At 61.7% G+C, this 20892-nt stretch carries 18 protein-coding genes; 8 read left to right on the plus strand and 10 right to left on the minus strand.

Going from position 1 to position 20892, the window contains the following annotated elements; translation table 11 throughout:
* Positions 1 to 23: 23 nt before the first annotated feature.
* Positions 24 to 1181, plus strand: coding sequence for a ribonuclease D (rnd, locus tag C6Y62_RS01815; protein ID WP_420844144.1), 1158 nt, complete (start codon positions 24 to 26; stop codon positions 1179 to 1181).
* Between the two features lie 296 nt (positions 1182 to 1477).
* Here rnd and C6Y62_RS01820 read toward each other — a convergent pair whose 3' ends face one another.
* The 7 genes from C6Y62_RS01820 to C6Y62_RS01850 form a co-directional block, all read right to left on the minus strand.
* The gene (locus C6Y62_RS01820) at positions 1478 to 2389 is read right to left on the minus strand and encodes a DnaJ C-terminal domain-containing protein (RefSeq protein WP_173952556.1); all 912 of its coding nucleotides are present in this window, start codon (positions 2387 to 2389) and stop codon (positions 1478 to 1480) included.
* A 206-nt stretch (positions 2390 to 2595) separates the two neighbouring features.
* Positions 2596 to 4131, minus strand: coding sequence for a Ppx/GppA phosphatase family protein (locus tag C6Y62_RS01825; protein WP_246274227.1), 1536 nt, complete (start codon positions 4129 to 4131; stop codon positions 2596 to 2598).
* A 20-nt stretch (positions 4132 to 4151) separates the two neighbouring features.
* Positions 4152 to 6344, minus strand: coding sequence for an RNA degradosome polyphosphate kinase (locus tag C6Y62_RS01830; RefSeq protein ID WP_173952557.1), 2193 nt, complete (start codon positions 6342 to 6344; stop codon positions 4152 to 4154).
* 87 nt (positions 6345 to 6431) lie between these two features.
* Positions 6432 to 7118 carry an HdaA/DnaA family protein gene (locus C6Y62_RS01835; RefSeq protein ID WP_068460766.1) on the minus strand — a complete coding sequence of 229 codons (687 nt, stop codon included), beginning with the start codon at positions 7116 to 7118 and terminating at the stop codon, positions 6432 to 6434.
* A gap of 22 nt (positions 7119 to 7140) precedes the next feature.
* Entirely contained in the window at positions 7141 to 8280 is a 1140-nt protein-coding gene (locus C6Y62_RS01840; protein ID WP_173952558.1) for an AI-2E family transporter, read from the minus strand.
* Positions 8281 to 8392: 112 nt separating this feature from the next.
* On the minus strand, positions 8393 to 8977 hold the full coding sequence (locus tag C6Y62_RS01845; protein ID WP_173952559.1) for a CDP-alcohol phosphatidyltransferase family protein: 585 nt from the start codon (positions 8975 to 8977) through the stop codon (positions 8393 to 8395).
* Positions 8978 to 9111: 134 nt separating this feature from the next.
* A complete protein-coding gene (locus C6Y62_RS01850) occupies positions 9112 to 10260 on the minus strand; it encodes a DUF2066 domain-containing protein (RefSeq protein WP_173952560.1) in 1149 nt (382 codons plus the stop codon).
* 138 nt (positions 10261 to 10398) lie between these two features.
* On the opposite strand from C6Y62_RS01850, the gene purM reads away from it, so the two are divergent.
* The 4 genes from purM (at position 10399) to C6Y62_RS01870 (ending at position 14517) form a co-directional block, all read left to right on the plus strand.
* A complete protein-coding gene (purM, locus tag C6Y62_RS01855; protein WP_173952561.1) occupies positions 10399 to 11523 on the plus strand; it encodes a phosphoribosylformylglycinamidine cyclo-ligase in 1125 nt (374 codons plus the stop codon).
* Positions 11524 to 11848: 325 nt separating this feature from the next.
* On the plus strand, positions 11849 to 12163 hold the full coding sequence (locus tag C6Y62_RS01860; RefSeq protein ID WP_173952562.1) for a hypothetical protein: 315 nt from the start codon (positions 11849 to 11851) through the stop codon (positions 12161 to 12163).
* 66 nt (positions 12164 to 12229) lie between these two features.
* Entirely contained in the window at positions 12230 to 12889 is a 660-nt protein-coding gene (gene purN, locus C6Y62_RS01865) for a phosphoribosylglycinamide formyltransferase (protein ID WP_173952563.1), read from the plus strand.
* Positions 12890 to 13119: 230 nt separating this feature from the next.
* Entirely contained in the window at positions 13120 to 14517 is a 1398-nt protein-coding gene (locus C6Y62_RS01870; protein ID WP_173952564.1) for a cytochrome P450, read from the plus strand.
* Between the two features lie 230 nt (positions 14518 to 14747).
* Here the strand turns inward: C6Y62_RS01870 and C6Y62_RS01875 are convergent, their stop codons facing one another.
* Positions 14748 to 15326: a hypothetical protein gene (locus C6Y62_RS01875; protein ID WP_173952565.1), complete on the minus strand. Its 579-nt coding sequence runs from the start codon at positions 15324 to 15326 to the stop codon at positions 14748 to 14750.
* Between the two features lie 112 nt (positions 15327 to 15438).
* On the opposite strand from C6Y62_RS01875, the gene C6Y62_RS01880 reads away from it, so the two are divergent.
* A complete protein-coding gene (locus tag C6Y62_RS01880) occupies positions 15439 to 15795 on the plus strand; it encodes a c-type cytochrome (protein ID WP_173952566.1) in 357 nt (118 codons plus the stop codon).
* Between the two features lie 57 nt (positions 15796 to 15852).
* Here the strand turns inward: C6Y62_RS01880 and C6Y62_RS01885 are convergent, their stop codons facing one another.
* Both C6Y62_RS01885 and ndk read right to left on the minus strand, forming a co-directional pair.
* Positions 15853 to 16389: a dihydrofolate reductase family protein gene (locus C6Y62_RS01885; protein WP_068460817.1), complete on the minus strand. Its 537-nt coding sequence runs from the start codon at positions 16387 to 16389 to the stop codon at positions 15853 to 15855.
* Positions 16390 to 16675: 286 nt separating this feature from the next.
* Positions 16676 to 17098 (minus strand): nucleoside-diphosphate kinase, encoded by a 423-nt coding sequence (gene ndk, locus C6Y62_RS01890; protein ID WP_068460818.1) that lies wholly within the window; start codon positions 17096 to 17098, stop codon positions 16676 to 16678.
* Between the two features lie 237 nt (positions 17099 to 17335).
* On the opposite strand from ndk, the gene C6Y62_RS01895 reads away from it, so the two are divergent.
* Both C6Y62_RS01895 and C6Y62_RS01900 read left to right on the plus strand, forming a co-directional pair.
* On the plus strand, positions 17336 to 18595 hold the full coding sequence (locus tag C6Y62_RS01895; protein ID WP_173952567.1) for a DUF4339 domain-containing protein: 1260 nt from the start codon (positions 17336 to 17338) through the stop codon (positions 18593 to 18595).
* Between the two features lie 160 nt (positions 18596 to 18755).
* On the plus strand, positions 18756 to 20675 hold the full coding sequence (locus C6Y62_RS01900) for an ABC-F family ATP-binding cassette domain-containing protein (protein ID WP_173952568.1): 1920 nt from the start codon (positions 18756 to 18758) through the stop codon (positions 20673 to 20675).
* Positions 20676 to 20892: the final 217 nt, after the last annotated feature.

The following is a 20892-nucleotide window of genomic DNA, read 5'->3' on the forward strand; positions in this document are numbered from 1 at the left end:
GCTATACCGCGCGCCTCATGCGCATTGTCACCGCCTCCGAAGAACTCAGCCAAGCCGTAGGGCGCCTTTCAGCCAGCGATTTCGTGACTGTCGACACGGAATTTTTGCGGGAATCGACCTTCTGGCCGCAGCTTTGCCTGATCCAGATCGCCTCGCCTGACGAGGCAATGATTATCGATCCCATGGCACCGGGTATCGACCTCGCTCCGTTCTGGGGGCTGATGGGCGATGAGCGGGTGACCAAGGTCTTCCACGCTGCCCGCCAGGACATCGAAATCGTGTACGCCCGCGCCGGCCTGGTGCCGCGCCCCGTGTTTGACACGCAAGTGGCGGCGATGGTCTGCGGTTTCGGCGAAAGCGTCTCCTACGTTAACCTCGTCAAGAATGTGACCGGCGCGGACATCGACAAGTCATCGCGCTTCACCGACTGGAGCCGCCGTCCGCTTTCCGACCGCCAGCTTGAATATGCACTGGGTGACGTCACGCACCTGCGCGACGTTTATCGGCATCTGAAGGCTGACATTGACAAGGCCGGCCGGTCGGACTGGCTCAGCGAAGAGATGGGCATCCTGACGGATCCGCGCACCTATGCCTCCAATCCGGACGAGGCGTGGCAGCGGCTGAAGCTGCGCGTCAAGAACCGCAAGGCGCTTGCGGTCCTGATGGAACTTGCTGCCTGGCGGGAACGGCTGGCGCAGGCGCAGGACGTGCCGCGCTCGCGCATCCTGCGCGATGAAGCACTTTACGACATTGCCAATCAGGCACCGACCACTTCAGAGCAGCTCAGCCATCTGCGCACGCTGAGCGAGGGCTTCTCGCGCTCGTCGCGCGCGCGGGAGATTATCGAGGCGGTGAAGCTTGGTCTGGCTCGGGACGTCAAAAGTGTGCCGCCGGTCAATCGCGGAACTCAGCTTTCAGCCGAGTCGACGGCACTGATCGAACTTCTCCGTGTACTGCTGAAGGCATCGGCCGCACGCCATCGCGTGGCCCCGAAGATGATCGCCGGTTCGGAAGATCTGGAGCGCATCGCGGTTGAAGCCGAACCGGATATTCCGGCGCTGAAAGGCTGGCGCCGCCGTCTGTTCGGCGAAGATGCGCTGCGCCTGAAGCGCGGCGAGATTGCTCTCACGCTGTCCGGCAGCGAAGTGGTGCCGATCGCAACCGGCAAAGCAGCACAGTAATCAGCAACGCTAGGCTGGCGACGGCTCGGGCACAAGAGGCTTGCCGCGTGCGATAGCGCGCAGACGCATGCATCTTTTCAACGCCATCCCGACGCACGTTTGGGAAAATAGAGCCACCGGTCGTTGAGCGGCTTTTTACCTGCACCCGGCGACTCCCGTTCCGGGAGCCGGCCGCCGAGTGGCCTTTACCTGCGCCCGGCGACTCCCGTTCCGGGAGCCGGCCGCCGAGTGGACTTTACCTGCGCTCGGCGACTCCCGTTCCGGGAGCCGGCCGCCGAGCGCGTAGGGCAATGCAATCACTTGCGGCCGGGATCGTAACTGTTCTTCTGGCGCCATTCCGAAAAGAAATAGGCCAGCGTGTCGTCGATCTTTTCCGGCAGCACGATGCGCACCGTCACGAGTTGATCGCCAGCTTCCTGCTTACCCGATGGCTTGATGCCCTTGCCGCGCAGGCGGAACACGCGGCCCGAACTGGTGCCCTTGGGAACGGTGATCTGTACCCGGCCGCTGATCGTCGGCACCTCAACCTTCGCGCCCAGAACCGCCTCATCGATGCCGATGGGCACTTCGAGCATGATGTCTTCACCTTCGCGGCGGAAAAACGGATGCGGACGCACGCGAACTTCCACCAGCGCATCGCCCGACTCGCCCGCACCGACGCCACGCTGGCCTTTGCCCTTCAGGCGCAGCACCTGCAGATCGCCCACGCCAGCTGGCACGGTGAGATCCAGCGTGCCACCGCCGGGCAACGTCACGCGCTTGGTGGCGCCCAGGGCCGCTTCAAGAAAATCGACTTCCAGCGTGTAGCGAACGTCCTGCCCACGGGCGGAAAAGTTCGAGGATCGCGCACCGCCGCGAGCGGCACCGGAAGAGAAGAAATCGGAGAAGATGTCGCTGAAGCCAAACTCATCAAAGCCGCCATTGGGGCCAGCGCCTGCACCGGCGTTGGCGCGCGCACCGCGAGCATACTGGCGATAGCCTGAATGGCGAGGTTCGCCGCGGGCGTTGATCTCGCCGCGGTCGAAGGCCTTGCGCTTTTCTGGATCGCCCAGAATTTCGTAGGCGGAGGTTACCTGCTTGAAGCGCTCTTCGGTGCCTTTGGAAATATCAGGATGCAGCTCTTTGGCGAGCTTGCGGAAAGCGCGCCTGACCTCATCGTCCGAGGCGCCCTTGGATACGCCCAGGGTGACATAAGGATCATCGGCCATTCGCGAGCGTCCTGTCCCCAATCGCGGCCCCATCGGGCCGGGTGCTAAAGTTTAGCAGGAAATATGGCGGCGGCAGGCCGCAGGCAAGCGTTGCCCACTTCAAAGCGCCGTCTTTGCGTGCGGAGAATTGCCGCCCGGGCGAGCCCGCAAGCCCGATCTGGCCCCCGAACCCGGGCTCCAGATAGCACCCCGATCAGGCCGCCGCGTCACTTTAAGCGGATTTCGGGCTGTTTCTCAACGAGCTGGGCCAGAATCTCAAATCGCCGCCGCAGCCGCTCGCCATCAAGAGCGGCATAGGATTTCGGAATCGTTAGCACCAGCTTGTCGCCCTCATAGGCCAGCGATGTCTTATCTATAACGCCCGGCGTGCCAATCGACAGCGTATGGGCGGTGCGGATCGCCGCCGCCACGATGCGCGCACGCTTCAATGAGCGCTTGCTGGCCAGCGCCTTGAGCCGCTCCGACAGATCGGCAGCGTGTTCCTGGCTGGCGCCGACATGGCGGAAGAAAATCGCCAGCGCCATGAATACGCGGCCCTGATGATCGATGCCCGAGAGGCCGGCGTGCGCAAGCAGATTGAGGCTTTGCTCGCCGCGATAATCGGGATGCTCGCGCCAGGCGATGTCCGAGATCAGGCACGCGGCATAGCGCAGGCGTCGCTCCTCCGGCGTTTCCTTGGGACCGGGCGGATCGAACAGCGGATCGGTCCACTTGCACAGCTCCCACGCCTGCTCCACCGAACGCGAGCGCAGCCCGGCGTATTCGGCGCAGAACGACAGCAGCGGATCGAGCTGGCGCTCATGTGCTGGCAGCAGCGAATAAATCAGGCCTTCGCGCACGCCGAAGGCAGAAAACATCACTTCGCTGGGATTAAGCGTGCGCAGCAGCCGCTCCAGGGCAAACGCTGCGAACGGCAACACTTCCCGCCGGATCTTCGGCAGCAGGCTGAAACCGGCCAGACCAGTCAGCTTTTTGGTTTTGCGCAGAAACTCACAGAACGCGATCGCTTCGGCAGTGGGGATGGAATAGCCGTGCGTGACGTGCAGCGGATAACGCGTCTGCTCCATGTGCAGGCGGGCAATGGCGCGCCAGCTTCCGCCCACGGGGAAGAAGGTACGGCCCGCACCAACCGCCAGCCACGGAACCTCGGCGATTGCGGCATCGATCAGCGGCTGGGCTTTCTCGATCTTGTTGCCGGTCGCATCGATCAGCCGCAAGCCACCAATCGGCAGCGTGGACGCGTGTTTGAGCTCTTCAGCCGAGATATCGATCAGCTCGAGGCTACCGCCGCCGAGGTCGCCGGCAATACCATCGGGGTTGGTGAACCCCATGATGATACCTTGCGCCACCAGCCGAGCCTCACGCTCGCCGGAGATCACTTCAATGGATGTGCCGAGTGTTTTTTCGGCCCGTGTGATGAAGTCTTTGCCGTCTTCAGCCTCACGCACCGCGGCGGTGGCGAAGGCGTGCAGGTGCTTGACGCCCAGCAAGCGAGCAATGGCGCGGAACCGACCGAGCGCCGCAATCGTGCGCTCGACGGCCTCGGTTCCGAGACGGCCGGTCGAGGCGATCGAACGGCCCAGGCCGCATAGCACCTTTTCGTTGCATACCGGCGTGGGAGAGCGCACCGCACCCTCATAGACGACGAGCCGAACCGAGTTCGATCCGATGTCGACGACACCGACCGGCTCGGTCTCGCGAGCACGGCGATTTGTGCCAAAAAGGCGCTCCAAGCTCGTCAAAGCTGCACCTGCTCCAGACGTCAGTCTTTGCTGAGCAGACTAAAGCGGGGAGGGAAGTTTTCCTTTAGCGCCTGTCCTCTTCCCGACAACGACGGGTTGGTGAGGAAGTACTGATGCGCGTTAAAGGGCTCTTCTCCCTTGGCCGGGCCGATCCGCTCTGACGAACCATCCGGCTTTATGCTCCAGCTCTGCTGGTTGTCCTTGAGGTTGGCAACCATGATCTGATCGAGCACCTGTTCGTGCACGGTTGGATTCATGATCGGCACCATGGCCTCAACCCGGCGGTCGAGATTCCTTGGCATCATGTCGGCAGAGCTGATGTAGACGGCGGCCTTCGGGGATGGCAACCCCCGACCGCGTCCAAAACAGTAAATTCGGGCGTGTTCCAGGAAGCGCCCGACGATGCTCTTCACGCGAATATTTTCCGAAAAGCCAGGAATTCCGGGCTTCAGGCAGCACACGCCGCGCACGATTAGGTCAATCTGGACGCCTGCCTGGCTGGCCTCGTAAAGCGCCTCGATGATCGGGCCATCCACAAGGGCGTTCATCTTCATCCAGATGGCGCCGGGGCGACCCGCCTTCACGTGCTCCATCTCCTCGCGGATGTGCGCAACGATTCGCTGGCGGATGCCATGCGGGCTGGCCGCCATCGCCTCCAGCTCGGCAGGCTCGCCGTAGCCGGTGACGAAATTCATGATGCGCGTCACATCGCGGGCGATCGCCGGATCGGTCGTGAACAGCGACAGGTCGGTGTAAACGCGCGCGGTCTGCGGATGATAGTTGCCGGTGCCGATATGGCAGTAGCTGGTCAGCTCGCTGCCTTCACGGCGCACGACCATGCCGAGCTTGGCGTGCGTCTTCAGCTCGATGAAGCCATAGACGACATGCACGCCGGCGTTTTCCAGATCGCGCGCCCAGCGAATGTTGGCAGCTTCATCGAAACGCGCCTTGAGCTCGACGACAGCGGTGACGGACTTGCCCGCTTCAACGGCCTCTTTCAGCGCCTGCACGATCGGGCTGTCACGCGAGGTGCGATACAGCGTCCACTTGATCGCCATCACATTGGGATCGGCCACAGCCTGACGCAGGAACTTCACCACCACGTCGAAGGATTCATACGGGTGATGAACCACCAGATCCTTCTTGCGGATCGCTGCAAAACAGTCGCCGCTGAATTCGCGGATGCGCTCAGGGAAGCGCCCGTTGAACGGCTTGAAAAGCAGATCGGGCCGGTCGTTGTTGATCAGCTGCGATGTATCGGCCAGCGCCAGCACACCATCCTTGATGAAGACGGAGTCTTCGCCCACCTCAAGCTCTTCGATGACGAACTTCTTCAGCCGGTTCGGCATCGCCGCTTCAAGCTCAAGCCGGATCACATGGCCGCGACGACGCTTCTTCAGCGCCGTTTCATATGACCGGACGAGATCTTCAGCCTCTTCCTGGATTTCGATGTCGCTGTCGCGCAGCACGCGGAAAGCGCCATGCGCGTTGATCTGAAAACCGGGGAACAGCTCCGATATAAAGAGGCCGATCACCGTTTCCAGCCGGATGAAGCGCTGTTCCTTTTCATCGGAGCTTTGCGCGCTGAGCCTGATGAAACGCTCGAGCTGGCCCGGAATGGGGATGAGGCCGTTCATCGCCTTCTGATCGCTCTCGCGCTGCATCTCAACGGCGATGGTGAGGCCCTTGTTGAGGATGAACGGAAACGGATGCGCAGGATCGGCCGCTATCGGCGTCAGGATGGGGAAGATATGCGTCAGGAACAGGCGCTGCAGCCACGTCTTGTCGGCAGCGGTAAGATCGCTCCCGCCCAATATATGGATGCCAGCAGCCGCCATCTCATCCTTGAGCGTGCGCCAGATGGCCTGCTTCTCTTCGACCAGGCCGGCCACAAAGCGATTGATCGCGCGAAGCTGCTGCCCGGGCGTGGCGCCATCCTGTGAAAGGGTCTGCACGCGCGCGGCTACCTGGCCGTAAATGCCGGCGACGCGCACCATGTAAAATTCATCGAGGTTCGATGCCGAAATCGACAGGAAGCGGAGCCGCTCCAGCAACGGATGGTTCTCGTTGCGCGCTTCTTCCAAAACGCGGCGATTGAACTGCAGCCACGACAATTCGCGATTATAGAACCGATCCGGTCCCACCGGCGGCGACATATCCGTCTGTTCCTCTGCAACAGCCTTCTCGCGCACCCTGTTTCTCGCGCTCGCCATATCAGTCCTTCTCCGTCGCGCACCCGCCGCACGACACCCTACGTCACAAATGTGACACGCTGGAAACGCTTCGAAACGGAAACGAAATTACTCATGGCTTTCGCCGAAACCGACCAGCACCTCGGCTGCCAGGGGCCTGGTAACCTTACGGTGCTTCGCAAGCGCCAGACGATCAACGGCAGCAACAATCGCATTTGCCGCAGCCATGGATCGCTCCATCCGAACGCTCAGGTAATCAATAACCGGCGGCTCGACGTTGAGTTGGCGATCGGAGAACAGCTTTACAAGCACAGCCTTCAGTAGCGCTTCATCCGGCGGTTGCAGCTCAGCCATCGGCAGCGCGCGCAGGCGCGACCTGAGATCCGGCACGCTGAATTCCAGCTCGCCCGGCGCTTTCCGCGACGTGATCAGCACCGCCAGTTTGCTTTCGCGAGCGCGATTGAGCAGATGGAAAAATGCCTTTTCATCCGCAATGCCGCGATCGATGTCCTCAACGACGATTGCTCCGCCGTCCGGCAGCGCCGCTACGGCGTCATCGTGCAGTTCCGCCGCAGCGATGACAGATGCGCCCGAACGCAGCCGCCACACGTTGGCGAGATGGCTTTTTCCCGCCCCCTCCGGCCCAACAACCAGTGAAGCTGGATGCGGCCAGTCGGGCCAGCGATCGATGGTTTCGACCGCAGCCTCGTTGGAGCGACTGACAAGAAAATCCTCCGCGCCCAGCGCCTGCCGGTGCGAAAGATCGAATACGAGCTGACTTGGATAGGCGTTCATACCGGCGTGTGATTGCGGATGATTACGGCGAAACTGTTTTCGACACAGAAGCTTGTTGTGCAGATGCCGGGATAGCGCCGCTGCCCGCAAGTGGGGCCGGGGAATCAACCCCGCTATACACAGGGCTGGCGAGGTAAAGCTGCAGCGCAAAACGCACCAGCACACCCGTCGCTGCGGCGATTGGCACCGCGACCAACACACCAACGAAGCCAAACAGATAGCTGAACACAAACAGCGAGAAGATCAGCCAGACCGGATGCAGGCCAATCTTGGAGCCAACGATCTTCGGCCCCAGAAACCCGGCATCCAGCACCTGGGCGAAACCGAAGATCGCCACCACGGTGAGGATCGGCACCGTCTCCGGCCAGAACTGCACGAACGCGATCGTTGTCGCGGTGATGAGGCCCAGCGCCCAGCCGACGAACGGCACAAAGCTCATCAGACCGGTGACGAGACCAACCAGCAAACCGTAGCGCAGCCCCATGCCGGCCAGCGCCACCGCATAATAGACCGCCAGCACGAGACAAACGGTGCCTTGGCCGCGAATGAAAGCGGAAACGGCCCCGTTCACTTCACTGGCGAGCTTGCGAATGGTGGACGCATGGGCGCGCGGCAGCCAGGAATCGAGCTTTGCCAGCATCGGATGCCAGTCGATCAGCACATAGAAAACCACCAGCGGCGTCACCAGCAGCAGCGAGAGGAAATCGAACAGCGCCCGGCCCTGGCTCCACAGCGACGACGCGATGTAGCCCGCAAAGCTGGACATGTTTTCCGTCAGCGCCTGCGCGGAGCGATCCATGCCGGCCTCGAATTCCGGATAGCTGGAGCCAAGCTGCTCCCGCGCCCAGGTTTCGATCAGGGCGCGCAGGCGGCGAATCTCATCGGGCAACGCCGCCGCAAACTGCTGCGCCTGGCTGACCAGCAGCGGCACCAGAAAGATGATGGCGGCGACAAGCACGCAGGCAAAGGCGGCGACGATCAGCGTTGCTGCTATTCCACGCGGCAGCCCCCACTGGGTGAGCCGATCCGCCAGCGGATTGAGAAAGTAGGCGATCACGATGCCAGCAACGAACGGCAGGATGACGCCGCGCAACAGCGCGATCAGCAGTATCAGAACGATGGCCGCAGCGAGCCAGAACAACACCTGACGTTCGACGCGCATGCTTCAAGCCCCCCGGCTGCATCAATGGTCCGCCATGCTAGAGCATTTTCCGACGAAGTGGGCACCGGTTCGTCGCAAGAAAATGCGACCAGTCAAAACGCTCAAGAACGGTTCAGGCGCTGCTGTCCTGACCTGAAATATCGTGGCCGGACATATGTTGCAGCCAACTGTGCAGGTAGGCAGCCAGCGACGCGACGGTTAGCGCACCGGTTATCCAGATCAGCGCGAACCGCGCCCAGCCAAGCCCCAGCCCGAACCCTTCGTCGGCCAGCACGGTGGCCGCCAGCACGATCTGTGCCACGGTGTTGGCCTTGGATACGACCAGCGGCTTGATGCGCACGGGATTGCTAAGCACCCACGACAGCATCACCGCCATGATGATGAGAATATCGCGTGAGACCACCGCAACCACCAGCCAGAGCGGCAGCTTGCCATCGACGCCCAGCGCCAGAAAAATACTGACAATCAAAAGCTTGTCGGCCAACGGATCGAGATAGGCGCCAAGCTCGGTCTGCCAGCCAAAGGTTTTGGCCAGATAGCCGTCTACCGCGTCGGATACACCGGCAACGATGAACAGCATGAAAGCGATCTGGGTTTCGTCGGTAATCAGCAACCAGAAGACCACCGGCACGAGGATCACCCGCATCAGCGTAATCAGGTTGGGGAGGTTTAAAGCGCGGTCCAAGCGTGTTCCCATCCGGCGCCGCGTTTCGGGCGACGGCCATTTTCTGTCATGCCGTATTTGATCTGGCACGGATCTGCTGCACCAGCCCGAAGAAAAGCTGGGCCGTGCCCAAGCGTGCGCCTGGGGCGGGCGTCATTCAATAACGGCTAATTGCCCGAGCGCAAAATCAGCCGGTTTCCACCGCTTTCCAGCATGAGACCCCGGCCATAGAGCGCGCTGGACAGAGCCTCCGCTCCCCCCGGATAACTCATGCTGAGATCAGCTCCGCGTGCCGACTCGGCCTCGATCTGCAGGTTTTCAACACCCGGCAGGCTGAGCAGCTGGCGCCGCATCTCGGTCCATTCGCCAAGGCTGCCGTATTGCGCCCGCAGCGCCACCGGCGTGCCCATGCCGGACGACGTGGTGGCGTAGGCCGGCGCTGCATAGACCGAGCTGCCACCACCGCGAGCAGGCAGTTTGCGCGCCTTCCAGCGGCCTTCCAGCACGCCCAGCCCGATGACCGCCGCCAGCTCCAGCGAGTAGGCCATGTCGCCGTCGAAAACCTTGTAGCTGCGCTTCAGGCTGATGTCGCCGACGGCATCGATGCCGGCGAGCGTCACGCCCAGCTTCTTCGCGGTCTGATCCGGCTCGGCGATAGCGAGCACGACGTAGGGAGAACCATATTCGCCCGCCAGCACCCGCTCCGCGCCGCTGCCGCCTTCGGCTGCGCGCGTCACCGCATCGGCGGGGATCGCCTCCTTAAGCGGTTGCACGGAGAACGGCGTCAGCGAATGTTCAAGATCAAGGCTTTTCCAGGTGTCCGACCACACCTTGGCGGCAGTGCCCTTTTCAAGCGAGCCATCCGGCTTGCGCACCACCGGGACCACGATGATTTCCCGCGCCTGATCCTCGACGAAGGGGATGCCTTCCTGCTGCAGCACCGAGCGCACGCTTTCGGGACGGAAGGAAAAATCGAGGCTGGCGATATAGCGGGTTCTGGAGTTGCGCTCCGACCGGACCGAAACGCCCTCGAGAAAATCCGAAGCCTTTAGCCCCGAGAGACGCTTGAGGCGGCCATAATCGTTGACGGACACCAGACGCTTAAGCAGCGATTTCAGCGCTGCCTCCTGCCCGTCCGCCATAGCCTTTTGTTTAGCGGTTACAGCGTTTTCGGCCGTTGCATCGACGGGATAATTGCCGATGGTGAAAACCCCGTCATTGGCTGCGGAGGCCGCTCCGGCAACCATGACCAGCGCGGCCGTAACGGCGAGGCAGCGCCCCAGAAAACCTGAAAATTCCCGTCCAAACAGCCGCACGCGCATTCTCCTACCCCCGGATTCCCCGGGTTTTGTCCAGGGCGCGGTGAAACCGCGAGTTGCCCATCACCTGCATAAGCTGCTAGGGACGCGCCATCTTTTTCATTCAAACAGGCAGAAGTTGGGTTCCAAGGTCAAATGACAGAGCCTGATCGCGAACGCAACCCGGCCATCACCTATCGCGACGCCGGCGTCGACATCGACGCGGGAAATCGCCTCGTTGAGCGGATCAAGCCTTTGGCCCGCGCAACCCGGCGTGCGGGCGCGTATAGTGATCTTGGCGGGTTCGGTGGTCTATTCGATCTCAAGGGCGCGGGGTTCAACGATCCCGTGCTGGTGTCAGCCACCGATGGCGTGGGCACCAAGCTCAAAATCGCCATCGATACCGGGCTGCACAGCACCATCGGCATCGACCTCGTCGCCATGTGCGTCAACGACCTGATCGTGCAGGGCGCTGAACCACTGTTTTTCCTTGATTATTTCGCCTGCGGGAAGCTTGAGGTCGACACCGCCGAAGCGGTCGTCGGCGGCATCGCCGACGGCTGCAAGCAGGCTGGCTGCGCCCTGATCGGCGGCGAAACCGCCGAGATGCCTGGGATGTATCAGCCCGGCGACTACGATCTGGCCGGCTTCTCGGTCGGCGCGGCCGAGCGTGGGCAGATCCTGCCGCGTGGCGATATCGCCGTGGGCGACGTGCTGATCGGCCTGAGTTCCTCGGGCGTGCACTCCAACGGCTATTCGCTGGTGCGCCGCCTGGTGAAGGAAAGCGGCCTTTCGTGGGAAGCACCCGCGCCGTTCGCTCCGGGCAAGACATTGGCCGAAGCTTTGCTGGCGCCGACCCGCATTTATGTGAAGCCGCTGCTGGCTGCCATCCGCGCGACCGGCGGCGCCAAGGACGGTGCGATCAAGGCGCTGTCGCACATTACCGGCGGTGGCCTGTCTGAAAACGTACCCCGCGTGCTGCCGGAAAACGTCGCTGCCCGCATCGACCTCAGCGCCATTTCCGTGCCCCCCGTATTTGGCTGGATGGCGAATATTGGCCGCCTCGACGACGCCGAGATGCTGAAAACCTTCAACTGCGGCGTCGGCATGGTGATTGTCGTCGCGGCGGCGGATGCTGATGCGGTGACGGCTGCGCTCGAAGCTGCTGGCGAACACCCAACCCGCATCGGCGAAGTTATACCGCCGGGCGGCGAGCGTTCGGAAGCCAAGGGGCGCGGCAACGCCTGGGCCGTCCAGTACACCGGCGCGCTGACCTATTAAGAAGACGCTGCCTTCGAGCCACGTTCGCAGGCAATAAAAAACGGCGCCGACGGAAACGTCAGGCGCCGCTTTTGTATTCGACGGACCGGCAAACGCTTATCGGCGCTTACCGCTCTCCGGCTGAAACCAATTCAATCGGTCCATGGTCATCGCAATGGTCACCGTGCGGGTGATGCAGATGGCCGTCCACCAGATAATCCACGTGGTCACCGTGGGGCACGGCTTCATGGCCGCATCCGGGACCGTGAACGTGGCCCGGCTCATGCCCGGTGCACTTGTGCGCAGGCGTGCAGGCGCTCGGGTTCTTCTCTGACACCTCAATCACATGCTCATCGACGTGGTCGCCATGCGGGTGATGCAGATGACCATCGTGCAGATAGTCGACATGGTCGCCATGGCGAACCGCCGTGTGACCGCATTGAGGTCCATGCTGGTGAGAATGGTTGGCATGATGGGGATGAGAGCATCCGGACATTGGTGGCCTCCAGCTTCCCGGCAAAGCGCGCTGCGGAGCAGACGATCTGCGGCGTTGTTATTATCGACGCTGAAAAGCTTAACGCGCTTTGAGATGAACCGCCACAAACTAACCTTCACGTTGGCGACAGCTTCAGCCCGCTCTTTCAATCTCGACAGCCATTGAAGCGAAGGAAGCGCCTATGTATTGCAGGCACAGGCAGCAGCAACGGCGCGCGGATCACCCCAAATCATGGCAGCGAAAAAACGCATAGGCATTCTTATCTCGGGCCGCGGCTCCAATATGGTGTCGCTGATCGAGGCTGCTCGCCTCCCTGACTATCCGGTTGAGATCGCTTGCGTGGTTTCCAACCGGCCGGATGCGGCGGGGCTGGACCGCGCGCGCGCCGAGGGCATTCCCGCCATCGCCATCGATCACAAGCTGTTTCCCAGCCGCGAAGCCTTCGAGGCCGAGTTGGACGCTGCGTTACGCGGGGCGGGCGTTGAGCTCGTTGTCTGCGCCGGCTTCATGCGCAAAATGACGGCTGGCTTCGTGGAAAGCTGGCGCGACGCCATGTTGAATATCCATCCTTCCCTTCTACCTTCGTTCAAGGGACTGGATACACATGCCCGCGCATTGGCGGTCGGGGTGAAGGTTGCAGGATGCACTGTGCACGTTGTTCGACCGGAGCTGGACTCTGGGCCGATCGTTGCCCAGGCAGCGGTGCCGGTGCTGGATGGCGATACGGAAGAATCTTTGGCTGCCAGGGTGTTAGCTGCTGAGCATCGGCTCTACCCGCACGCCCTCAAACTGTTCGCTTCGGGCGGCGCAGTCATTTCCGGCGAGCGGGTTGAGGCGGATCAAGGCTTAGTTAACCCGGCCGATCCATTGTTCTGGCCGCCGCTTGATTAGGTGCCAACCGTTGCCGCGGATCAGCGGCCGGGCGCCAAAATGAAGCGGAAACGCGTGGTCGCATGGACACTTGCGATTAACGGGTGGTACTCATTCTGCGGCTTAAGGGGGCTGTCTGGCTTGGCCGGACAGAAGCATACGCGGGCTAGTCTCGCGCCCAGTTTACAACCCGTTGGCCCGATTAGGCTTAGAAGTGCTTTTCCAACGGCCTTCTCGCCGGGAGAGACGTCATGACCGCGACGGCAAAACAGCCCACGCCAACTTCGGAAGTGGAAGCGCCAGCCCACGCTCAGGGGCTAGGCGATGAATCCAGCATCTGGTTCCAGCTATCGCCGCTGCTGAAAGGCAAGCGCGATAACCCGATGCATCTTCTGATGGAGATGGCGGAACGCTACGGCCCGGTCATTCCTATCAATCTTGCCAATCAGCGCATCGTGCTGCTGTCCGAGCCGGAGCACTTTAAATATGTGCTCGTCAACAAGGCCGATTCCTACATTAAGTATTTCGACGGCCTGAAGCCGATCTTCGGCAAGTCGATGATCACCAACGACGGCGCGCTCTGGCAGAAGATCCGGATGCCGCAACAGCCGGCGTTCCACCCGGATATGTTCGCCGAATACATCCCGTACTTCCTGGCCGCGATCCGCACCAAGATGGACATCTGGTCCGACATCGCGAAGTCGGGCGAAAGCGTCGAGATGGTCGAGCAGACCTGGACGCTGGCCGCCGACATGATCTGCAAGGCGCTGTTCGATCGCGACATGCCGTTCAATCCGCACTTCGTTTTCAAGTGCGTGAAGACCTACACCGACGTGATGAACCACAAGGAGATCCGCCTCAAGAAGCAGGCCGGTGAGCTCTTTGAGGTCTCGGAGGAAGATCCCGCGAAGGCCATGGAAGCATGGGCTTCGGTTCCCCCGCTCGTCATGGCCGCCAACCCGCGTGAGGAACGTGAGCGCACGCTGCTGAAGATGATCGAAGCAGCCGTTGCCGATCCCAACATGCCGGAGTTCGACCAGCAGCAGGCGATTGACGAGATCAAGCAGTATCTGTGGGCCGGCACCGAGACGACCGCACTGACGCTGGCCTGGGCGCTGTATGAAACTGCCCGCAATCCCGAAGCTGCCGAGCGCATCCGCAAGGAAGGCGAAGCCGTCTATGGTGATCGCGAGCCGACCGCCGCCGATTATTCGGCGCTGGCCTACACCCGCGCCATCATTCAGGAGACGATGCGTCTCTATCCGCCGGTCTGGGGCCTCATCCGCGTTGCCACCGAGCACGACGAGATCGCTGGCAAGGCTATTCGTCCCGGCGACCGCGTCGTCATCTTCTCCTATGGCGCGCATCACAATCCGCGCTTCTGGGAAGCCCCGGAAGAGTTCCGCCCCGAACGCTGGATGGCGGGTGCCGCCAAGAAGCAGGTCAAGTATTCCTACCTGCCGTTTGGCGGTGGCAAGCGTTCGTGCATCGGCGGCGCCATGAGCCAGGTCGAGAACACGCTGGCGCTTTCGCTGTTGCTGCGCCGCTTCCGTCCGGAATACGTTGGCTCCGATCCCGCTGGCATCAACGCCACCGTGACGCTGACGCCAAAGGGCGGCCTGCACTTCAAGATCAGAGAATTGTCTTGATAATTCTGCTCGGCGACTCCCCTTTCGGGGAGCCGGCCGCCGAGCAGTTTTAGTTGCGTCTGGCGACTGCTCTTACGAGCAGCCGGCCGCCAGACGCGAGAAGTTTCTTGGTTGCGTCCCGGGGCGCCCTTTCAGGGAGCCGGCCGCCGAGCTTTTTTGTGGCGCCTTGCGACTCCGCTGCGCGGAGCTGGCCGCAAGGCGCAGGCGGCCGAGCGCGTGGGAACCAGCTTCTATTCGATTGCGGCGAGTTCGGGCGGGATGTTCCATCCGCGCTTGCGGCGCTCCGCGATCCACTGCGCAATAACCCGGTGCGGCACGGCCTTCTTCAGCAACGGAAAGTTCAGCGCCTGCGGATCGGTCGACAGCGGCATCACAATTGGCTCGCCACCGATGCGCGAGATCACCATCTCATCGACCGGTTCATTGCTTTTGCCGCCCGCCCGGCGCCAGCGGTAATCGATGCCCGTGACATCGATCGAAGCAAGATCCAGCGCCACTTCACGCGGCCCCTGGCACATGCGGACAATGAAGCCACCATCCGCGATATGGATGCTGCGTAGCGACGTGGTGAAGAAGGTGGCGTAGGCGGCAGCCGCCAGTAGCAATGGTATCGTTCCAGCCGCCACCAGCTGCAGCACGCGCACCGTTGCACGCCGCTCCGCCTCCGTCTGACGCCGCACCATGAGCCAGCTCAGCACCCCGAGCAGGCCCAGCACAGCGGCGAAAATCAACGCGGAAAGGCCCATCACCTGCAGTGCTGAACTAAGGCACGTCTCATCGGCCCAATAATTTTTATAAAGCTGCTCCACCGCCAGATCTCATCCGCAAATGCGCTGTTTGAAAAATTGCACGCCGTTGACCACGCGCAAAGTCGGTATACTTTTTATCGGTTCTACTCTGCGGGTGCCATGGAGACCGCCGATGCCGCTGATGCCATCCAGCCGTTCGATCTGTCTGATGCTCGCAACCGCATCCGTTATCGCAGCCGCCTCGCTTGCGCCGGCCTCTGCCCAGATGCCGCCCAACGTCAAAGCAGGCCGTCAGGTCGCTGAGAAGCTCTGCGTCGGTTGCCACATCGTGATGCCGAACCCGCCGAACTCCACTGTATCAGCGGACATTCCGGCGTTTCAGACCATCGCCAATCGCCCCGGGCAGACCGCCGATACTGTTGTTGGCGCCATCCTCATTCCGCATCCGCCGATGCCGAACACCAACCTCTCGCGCGAGGAGGTGAACAACGTCGCGGCCTACATCATGTCGCTCAAGAACCGGCGCTAAGGATCCCCAAACGCTGGCCTGCAGCCTCCCATCCCGGCCTCGGCAGCCGGGCATCCACTAGCGCTGAACCAAATACTGCAGCCGCACCACGCCATCGGGATAGGTCTCAGCACCTTCCAGCGTAAGGTTCTGGTGGGCGCGCAAATCGTTGAGCAGGTTCAATCCCGAGCCCAGCAGCACCGGCACCAGAAACACTTCGATCAGATCGACGACACCTGCTTCAAGCGCCGATTGCGCCGTAACGGCTCCGCCGACGATCCAGATATCCTTATGAGACGTGCTCAAAACCGCGTGGCGCGCCCGTTCGAGCGCAGCCTCCAGCCCGCGCGGCACGATGGCGACGCCGTTCGGAACATCTCCGGGCGATGTGGACGACAGTACGAAGACATGCTTGCCCGCATACGGCCATCCATCGCCAAGTGCGTCGATAGCGTCAAAGGTGCGCCGCCCCATGATGAGCGCGCCAATCTGCGAAATGAAATTGCCGTAGCCGTATTGGCGGGCATCAAAGGGCGCGAGCCAGTCCACGCTGCCGTCGCGATCAGCGATGAAGCCATCGATGCTGGTGGCAACATAAAGCCTGACGCGCGACATCCCCTCGCCCCCCAGTCCCAGCCCCGCAAGTAGAAACCGTCGGACAGTATGCCCGAACCCGGCCGCTACGGCGCGCGAAAATGGTGAACGCCATCGCCCAGCAGCCGGCACTACGCCGGGGGCGCATGTCCGCAGGGTTGGCGATGCAGAGTGAGGGAGGTGGGAGTATTTGGGGCGAGCGGCTCTGGAAGAGCGCATTCTTTAGATGTGGTGAGCGGGTTCTGGACACGGCTCACCACCGAAAGCGCACGCCCGGTTAAGGGCGGCGCTCAGGTGGACTGGAAGATCAGCCCACGATTTCCTTGGTCGTGAAGTTCAGCGCAATTTCGCGCTTGGCCGAAGCGGCGCTGTCCGAACCGTGAACCGAGTTCTGGCCCTTGGATTCAGCGAAACGCTTGCGCAGCGTGCCGCGCTTTGCTTCTGCCGGGTCAGTCGCGCCCATCAGAGCACGATAGCTCGCGATCGCATCTTCGCCCTCAAGCACCTGAACAACGATCGGACCGGACGTCATGGTCTCGACAAGCTCAGCGAAAAAAGGACGCGCCTTGTGCTCGGCATAGAATTCGCGGGCCTGGGTCTTGGTCCAGCGCACGCGCTTCTGTGCAACAATACGCAGGCCAGCGTTCTCAATCAGGGTATTGATTGCGCCGGTGAGGTTGCGTGCGGTTGCATCCGGTTTGATAATGGAGAAAGTTCTCTCGATGGTCATACCTAGATCTCTGAATCTCGGATAGGAATTGTATGGATTTCCGCGCCTTCATAGCGGGGCAACGTAGGCGCAGCAAGAAAACAAGTGCGTACGGTGGACTATCTACACATGCGATAGTGCGGCCAATTGACGAGTGACGGCACGGAGAACCACATTGGCGCCACGCAAAACGGCCAGTCTTACGGCTATGCCATCCCAATTCCGGTTCGTCGCCCTACAACGACATGAGACCTCTATATGACTGGCCAGCAGGCTGATATTCAGTGGTATATCGCCCGTGAGGGCAAACAGCACGGTCCTCTCTCCGATGCGGAGATGCGCACCTTCGTGGCGCAGGGACACCTGAAGCCCACCGATCTTATCTGGCGCGCAGGGTTTGCCGACTGGCGACCAGCGCCGGCAGTGTTTCCATTTCCGCAGCCCGATGCGGCGCCGCCACCTCCACCGGCCGCGCCTGCTGCCCCGGCTGCACGCTGGCCCGAATCGGGTCCATCTCAGCATGCGCAGAACTACGGCGGCGCTGGTGGCCACCAGGGCGGCATGGGCGAATCCTATGGTGGCGACAGCCAGCCATCGTTCGACCCTGAACGCATCCGGACAACGGATGGCTTCGACGAAGGACGCGGCTCCAATCTGCGCCGCATCGTCGGCGCGCTGACCTTGATTGCGCTGCTCGGCGGCGGTGGCTGGTACTTCTGGCATAGCGGCGCCGTCAGCTCACTGCAGGACAGCATCTCTTCCGCAGATGGCGAAGTTCCAACAGTCCACGCACCGGACGCCTCAACTCCAGACACTCCGCTGTCGGCCCAGAACGCAGCACCCGCTGCTGAGCTGAACGCCAGCGCGCAGGAACTCGACGCAAAAATCGGACAGTTGGCCGCCTGGGTTGTCGTGAAGCGCGAGTTCCCTGACTGGTATGCGCAGAAGCTCAATGAAGCCGCCAATCTGAAGGCCGAGAACAAGACCGAAGCCGAGATCGATCAGTTCTTCGCTGAATCGCTGGTGGCGTTGCGTCGCGAACACGCCAACGATGCTCTGGCCTCAAGCACGCCGCATCTGAAGCAGGTTGCAACGGCATTCCTGCAGAACCTGAAGGCACTGTCCGAAAAGAGCATGGACGCCTGCTACAGCTTCATATCGCAGGGTGAAACATCGGCTGCAGTGCTGGAAGTGTTGCAGTCGCCGGAGGCGGGCGCGCCGGTGCAGGCGCAGGTTGCCTCCATCTTCGAGGCGATTGCCGATGGCCGCCGCTCGCCGACCGCGCACGACAAGGCCGTCAAGGAAGACTACGACGTGCTGGTGCAGGAGCTGACCAAGCTGGGCTGGCAGCCCAACGACCTGCAGGTGTTCTCCAATCCTTCGCTGCTGGGCAAGGAGCCGCCGCAGCGGGTCTGCCAGATGGTGCAGGACTGGTTCCTGGCGCATCTGTCCGTGCCCGACGCGGCAGTTCAGGAACGGCTGCTGGTCGAAACCCTGAAGCCCGTGGTTTCCGGCTGATCGACGTCCCGTCGGTTCAAGCTTAACGATGCAAGTATCGGGCAGGCTGCAAAACGCGGCCTGCCCGTTGGCTTTGAGGGGAAGTTGAAATGCCCCCCCCTCGCGGGCCCACCATCGCGGCCGGTGACAGCGTGCCTGCAAGCAGCTATGTGCTGACGTCATGCTGCACATCAATGACCTGAGCTATCGCATCGAGGGACGCCCGATATTCGAGGGCGCAACCGCCGCCATTCCCACCGGCCACAAGGTTGGCCTGGTCGGCCGCAACGGTGCGGGCAAAACCACACTGCTGAAGATCCTCTCCGGCGAACTTGCTCCGGACATGGGCACGATCACAATGCCGCGCACGGCCCGGATCGGCCATGTCGCGCAGGAAGCGCCTGGCGGCAAGGAATCCATTGTCGACTGGGTTCTGGCCGCCGATACCGAACGCGCGCAACTGCTGGCCGAAGCCGAAACGGCAACCGACCCGCACCGCATCGGCGAGATTCACGAACGCCTGGCCGACATCAACGCCCATTCGGCGCCCGCCCGCGCGGCACAAATTCTTTCCGGCCTCGGCTTCGATGAGGATGCACGGCAGCGCCCATGCGGATCGCTGTCTGGCGGCTGGCGCATGCGTGTTGCGTTGGCGGCAGTACTGTTTCTCGAACCGGAAATACTGCTGCTCGACGAGCCGACGAACTACCTCGATCTCGAAGGCGCACTGTGGCTTGAGAACTATCTGCGCAGCTATCCGCACACGGTCATCATCGTCAGTCACGATCGCGACCTGCTCAATCGGGCAGTAACGGCGATCCTGCATCTCGACCGCGGCAGGCTGGTTTTCTATTCCGGTGGCTATGACGATTTCGAGGACACACGGCGCGAGAAGCAACAGCTCGAACTGAAGCTGAAGAAAAAGCAGGACGACGAGCGCCGACGCATCCAGGCGTTTATCGATCGCTTCAAGGCCAAGGCCACCAAGGCCAAGCAGGCACAGAGCCGCGTCAAGGCGCTGGCCAAGATGAAACCGATCGCCGCGCAACTCGATGACCGGGTGAGCCCATTCCACTTGCCCAACCCGCAGAAGGCGCTGGCATCACCGCTGATGCGATTTGAAAATGTCTCGATCGGATACGCGCCCGACACTCCGGTGCTGACCGGCCTGAACCTGCGTATCGATCAGGATGACCGCATCGCGCTGCTAGGCCAGAACGGCAACGGCAAATCGACGTTTGCAAAGCTCATCGCCGGCAAACTGGCGCCGCTGACGGGCAACGTGGCCGGCGCCAAGAAAGTCGACGTGGGCTACTTCGCACAGCATCAGCTTGACGAGCTTGCATCCGGCAAATCGCCTTACGACCACATCCACGATCTGATGCCCGACGCGACCGAAGCGCAGCGCCGCACGCGCCTCGGCACCTATGGGTTCTCGGCCGACAAGGCCGATACCAAATGCGATAACCTTTCCGGCGGCGAGAAGGCGCGTCTGCTGCTGGCGCTTGCTGCGTTTCATGCGCCGCATCTTCTCATACTCGACGAGCCGACGAACCATCTCGACATCGACAGTCGGCAGGCGTTGGTGCAGGCGCTGGCAGAGTTTGAAGGCGCGGTGATCCTCATCAGCCATGATCGCCATCTGATTGAAGCGTGCGCCGACCGGCTTTGGATCGTGCGCGGTGGCACGGTCAAATCCTATGACGGCGATATGGATTCCTATCGCGCTGATCTGCTCGCAGAACGCGGTGCAAGTGTGCGCGCGAAAGCCGCTGCAATCGCAAAGACGGAAGCACCACGCGCCGCGCGCGCAGATCAACGCCGCGCAGCAGCTGATCGACGCGCAGCATTGGCTCCGTTGAAAAAGGCGATGCAGGTTGCGGAACGAAAAGTTGACAAGATAAGTGCGGATATAGCGCGCCTCGACAAGCTGCTCGAAGACACGGAAATCTATACGCGCGATCCGCAAGCTGCACAGAATGCATCGATTGAGCGCGGCTTGTGCGCGAAGCGTCTCGCGGAAGCGGAAGAAGAATGGCTGCTTGCGAGTGAAGCTTACGAAACAGCAAGCGCAGCAGCAGAAGACGAAGCGGAAGCATGAGTGATGCACGTTCTGCATCACGCTGCGCACGCATCTAATGTGCGCGATGCGCAAGCTTAGAACTGATGCAAGAAATTTATTTTGCTTCGCGCTGCACACAAAAAACGATGTGCAATGCATAGTTCCTGCTAAAGCCCTGCAATCACGCAGCGATTGCGCATCAACTTAAATCGACGCGATATGCACATTAAAATTGTTTTCGACTGCCCTAATAGTG

The sequence above is a fragment of the Hyphomicrobium sulfonivorans genome, from assembly GCF_013306565.1.
Classification (GTDB): Bacteria; Pseudomonadota; Alphaproteobacteria; order Rhizobiales; family Hyphomicrobiaceae; genus Hyphomicrobium_A; species Hyphomicrobium_A sulfonivorans.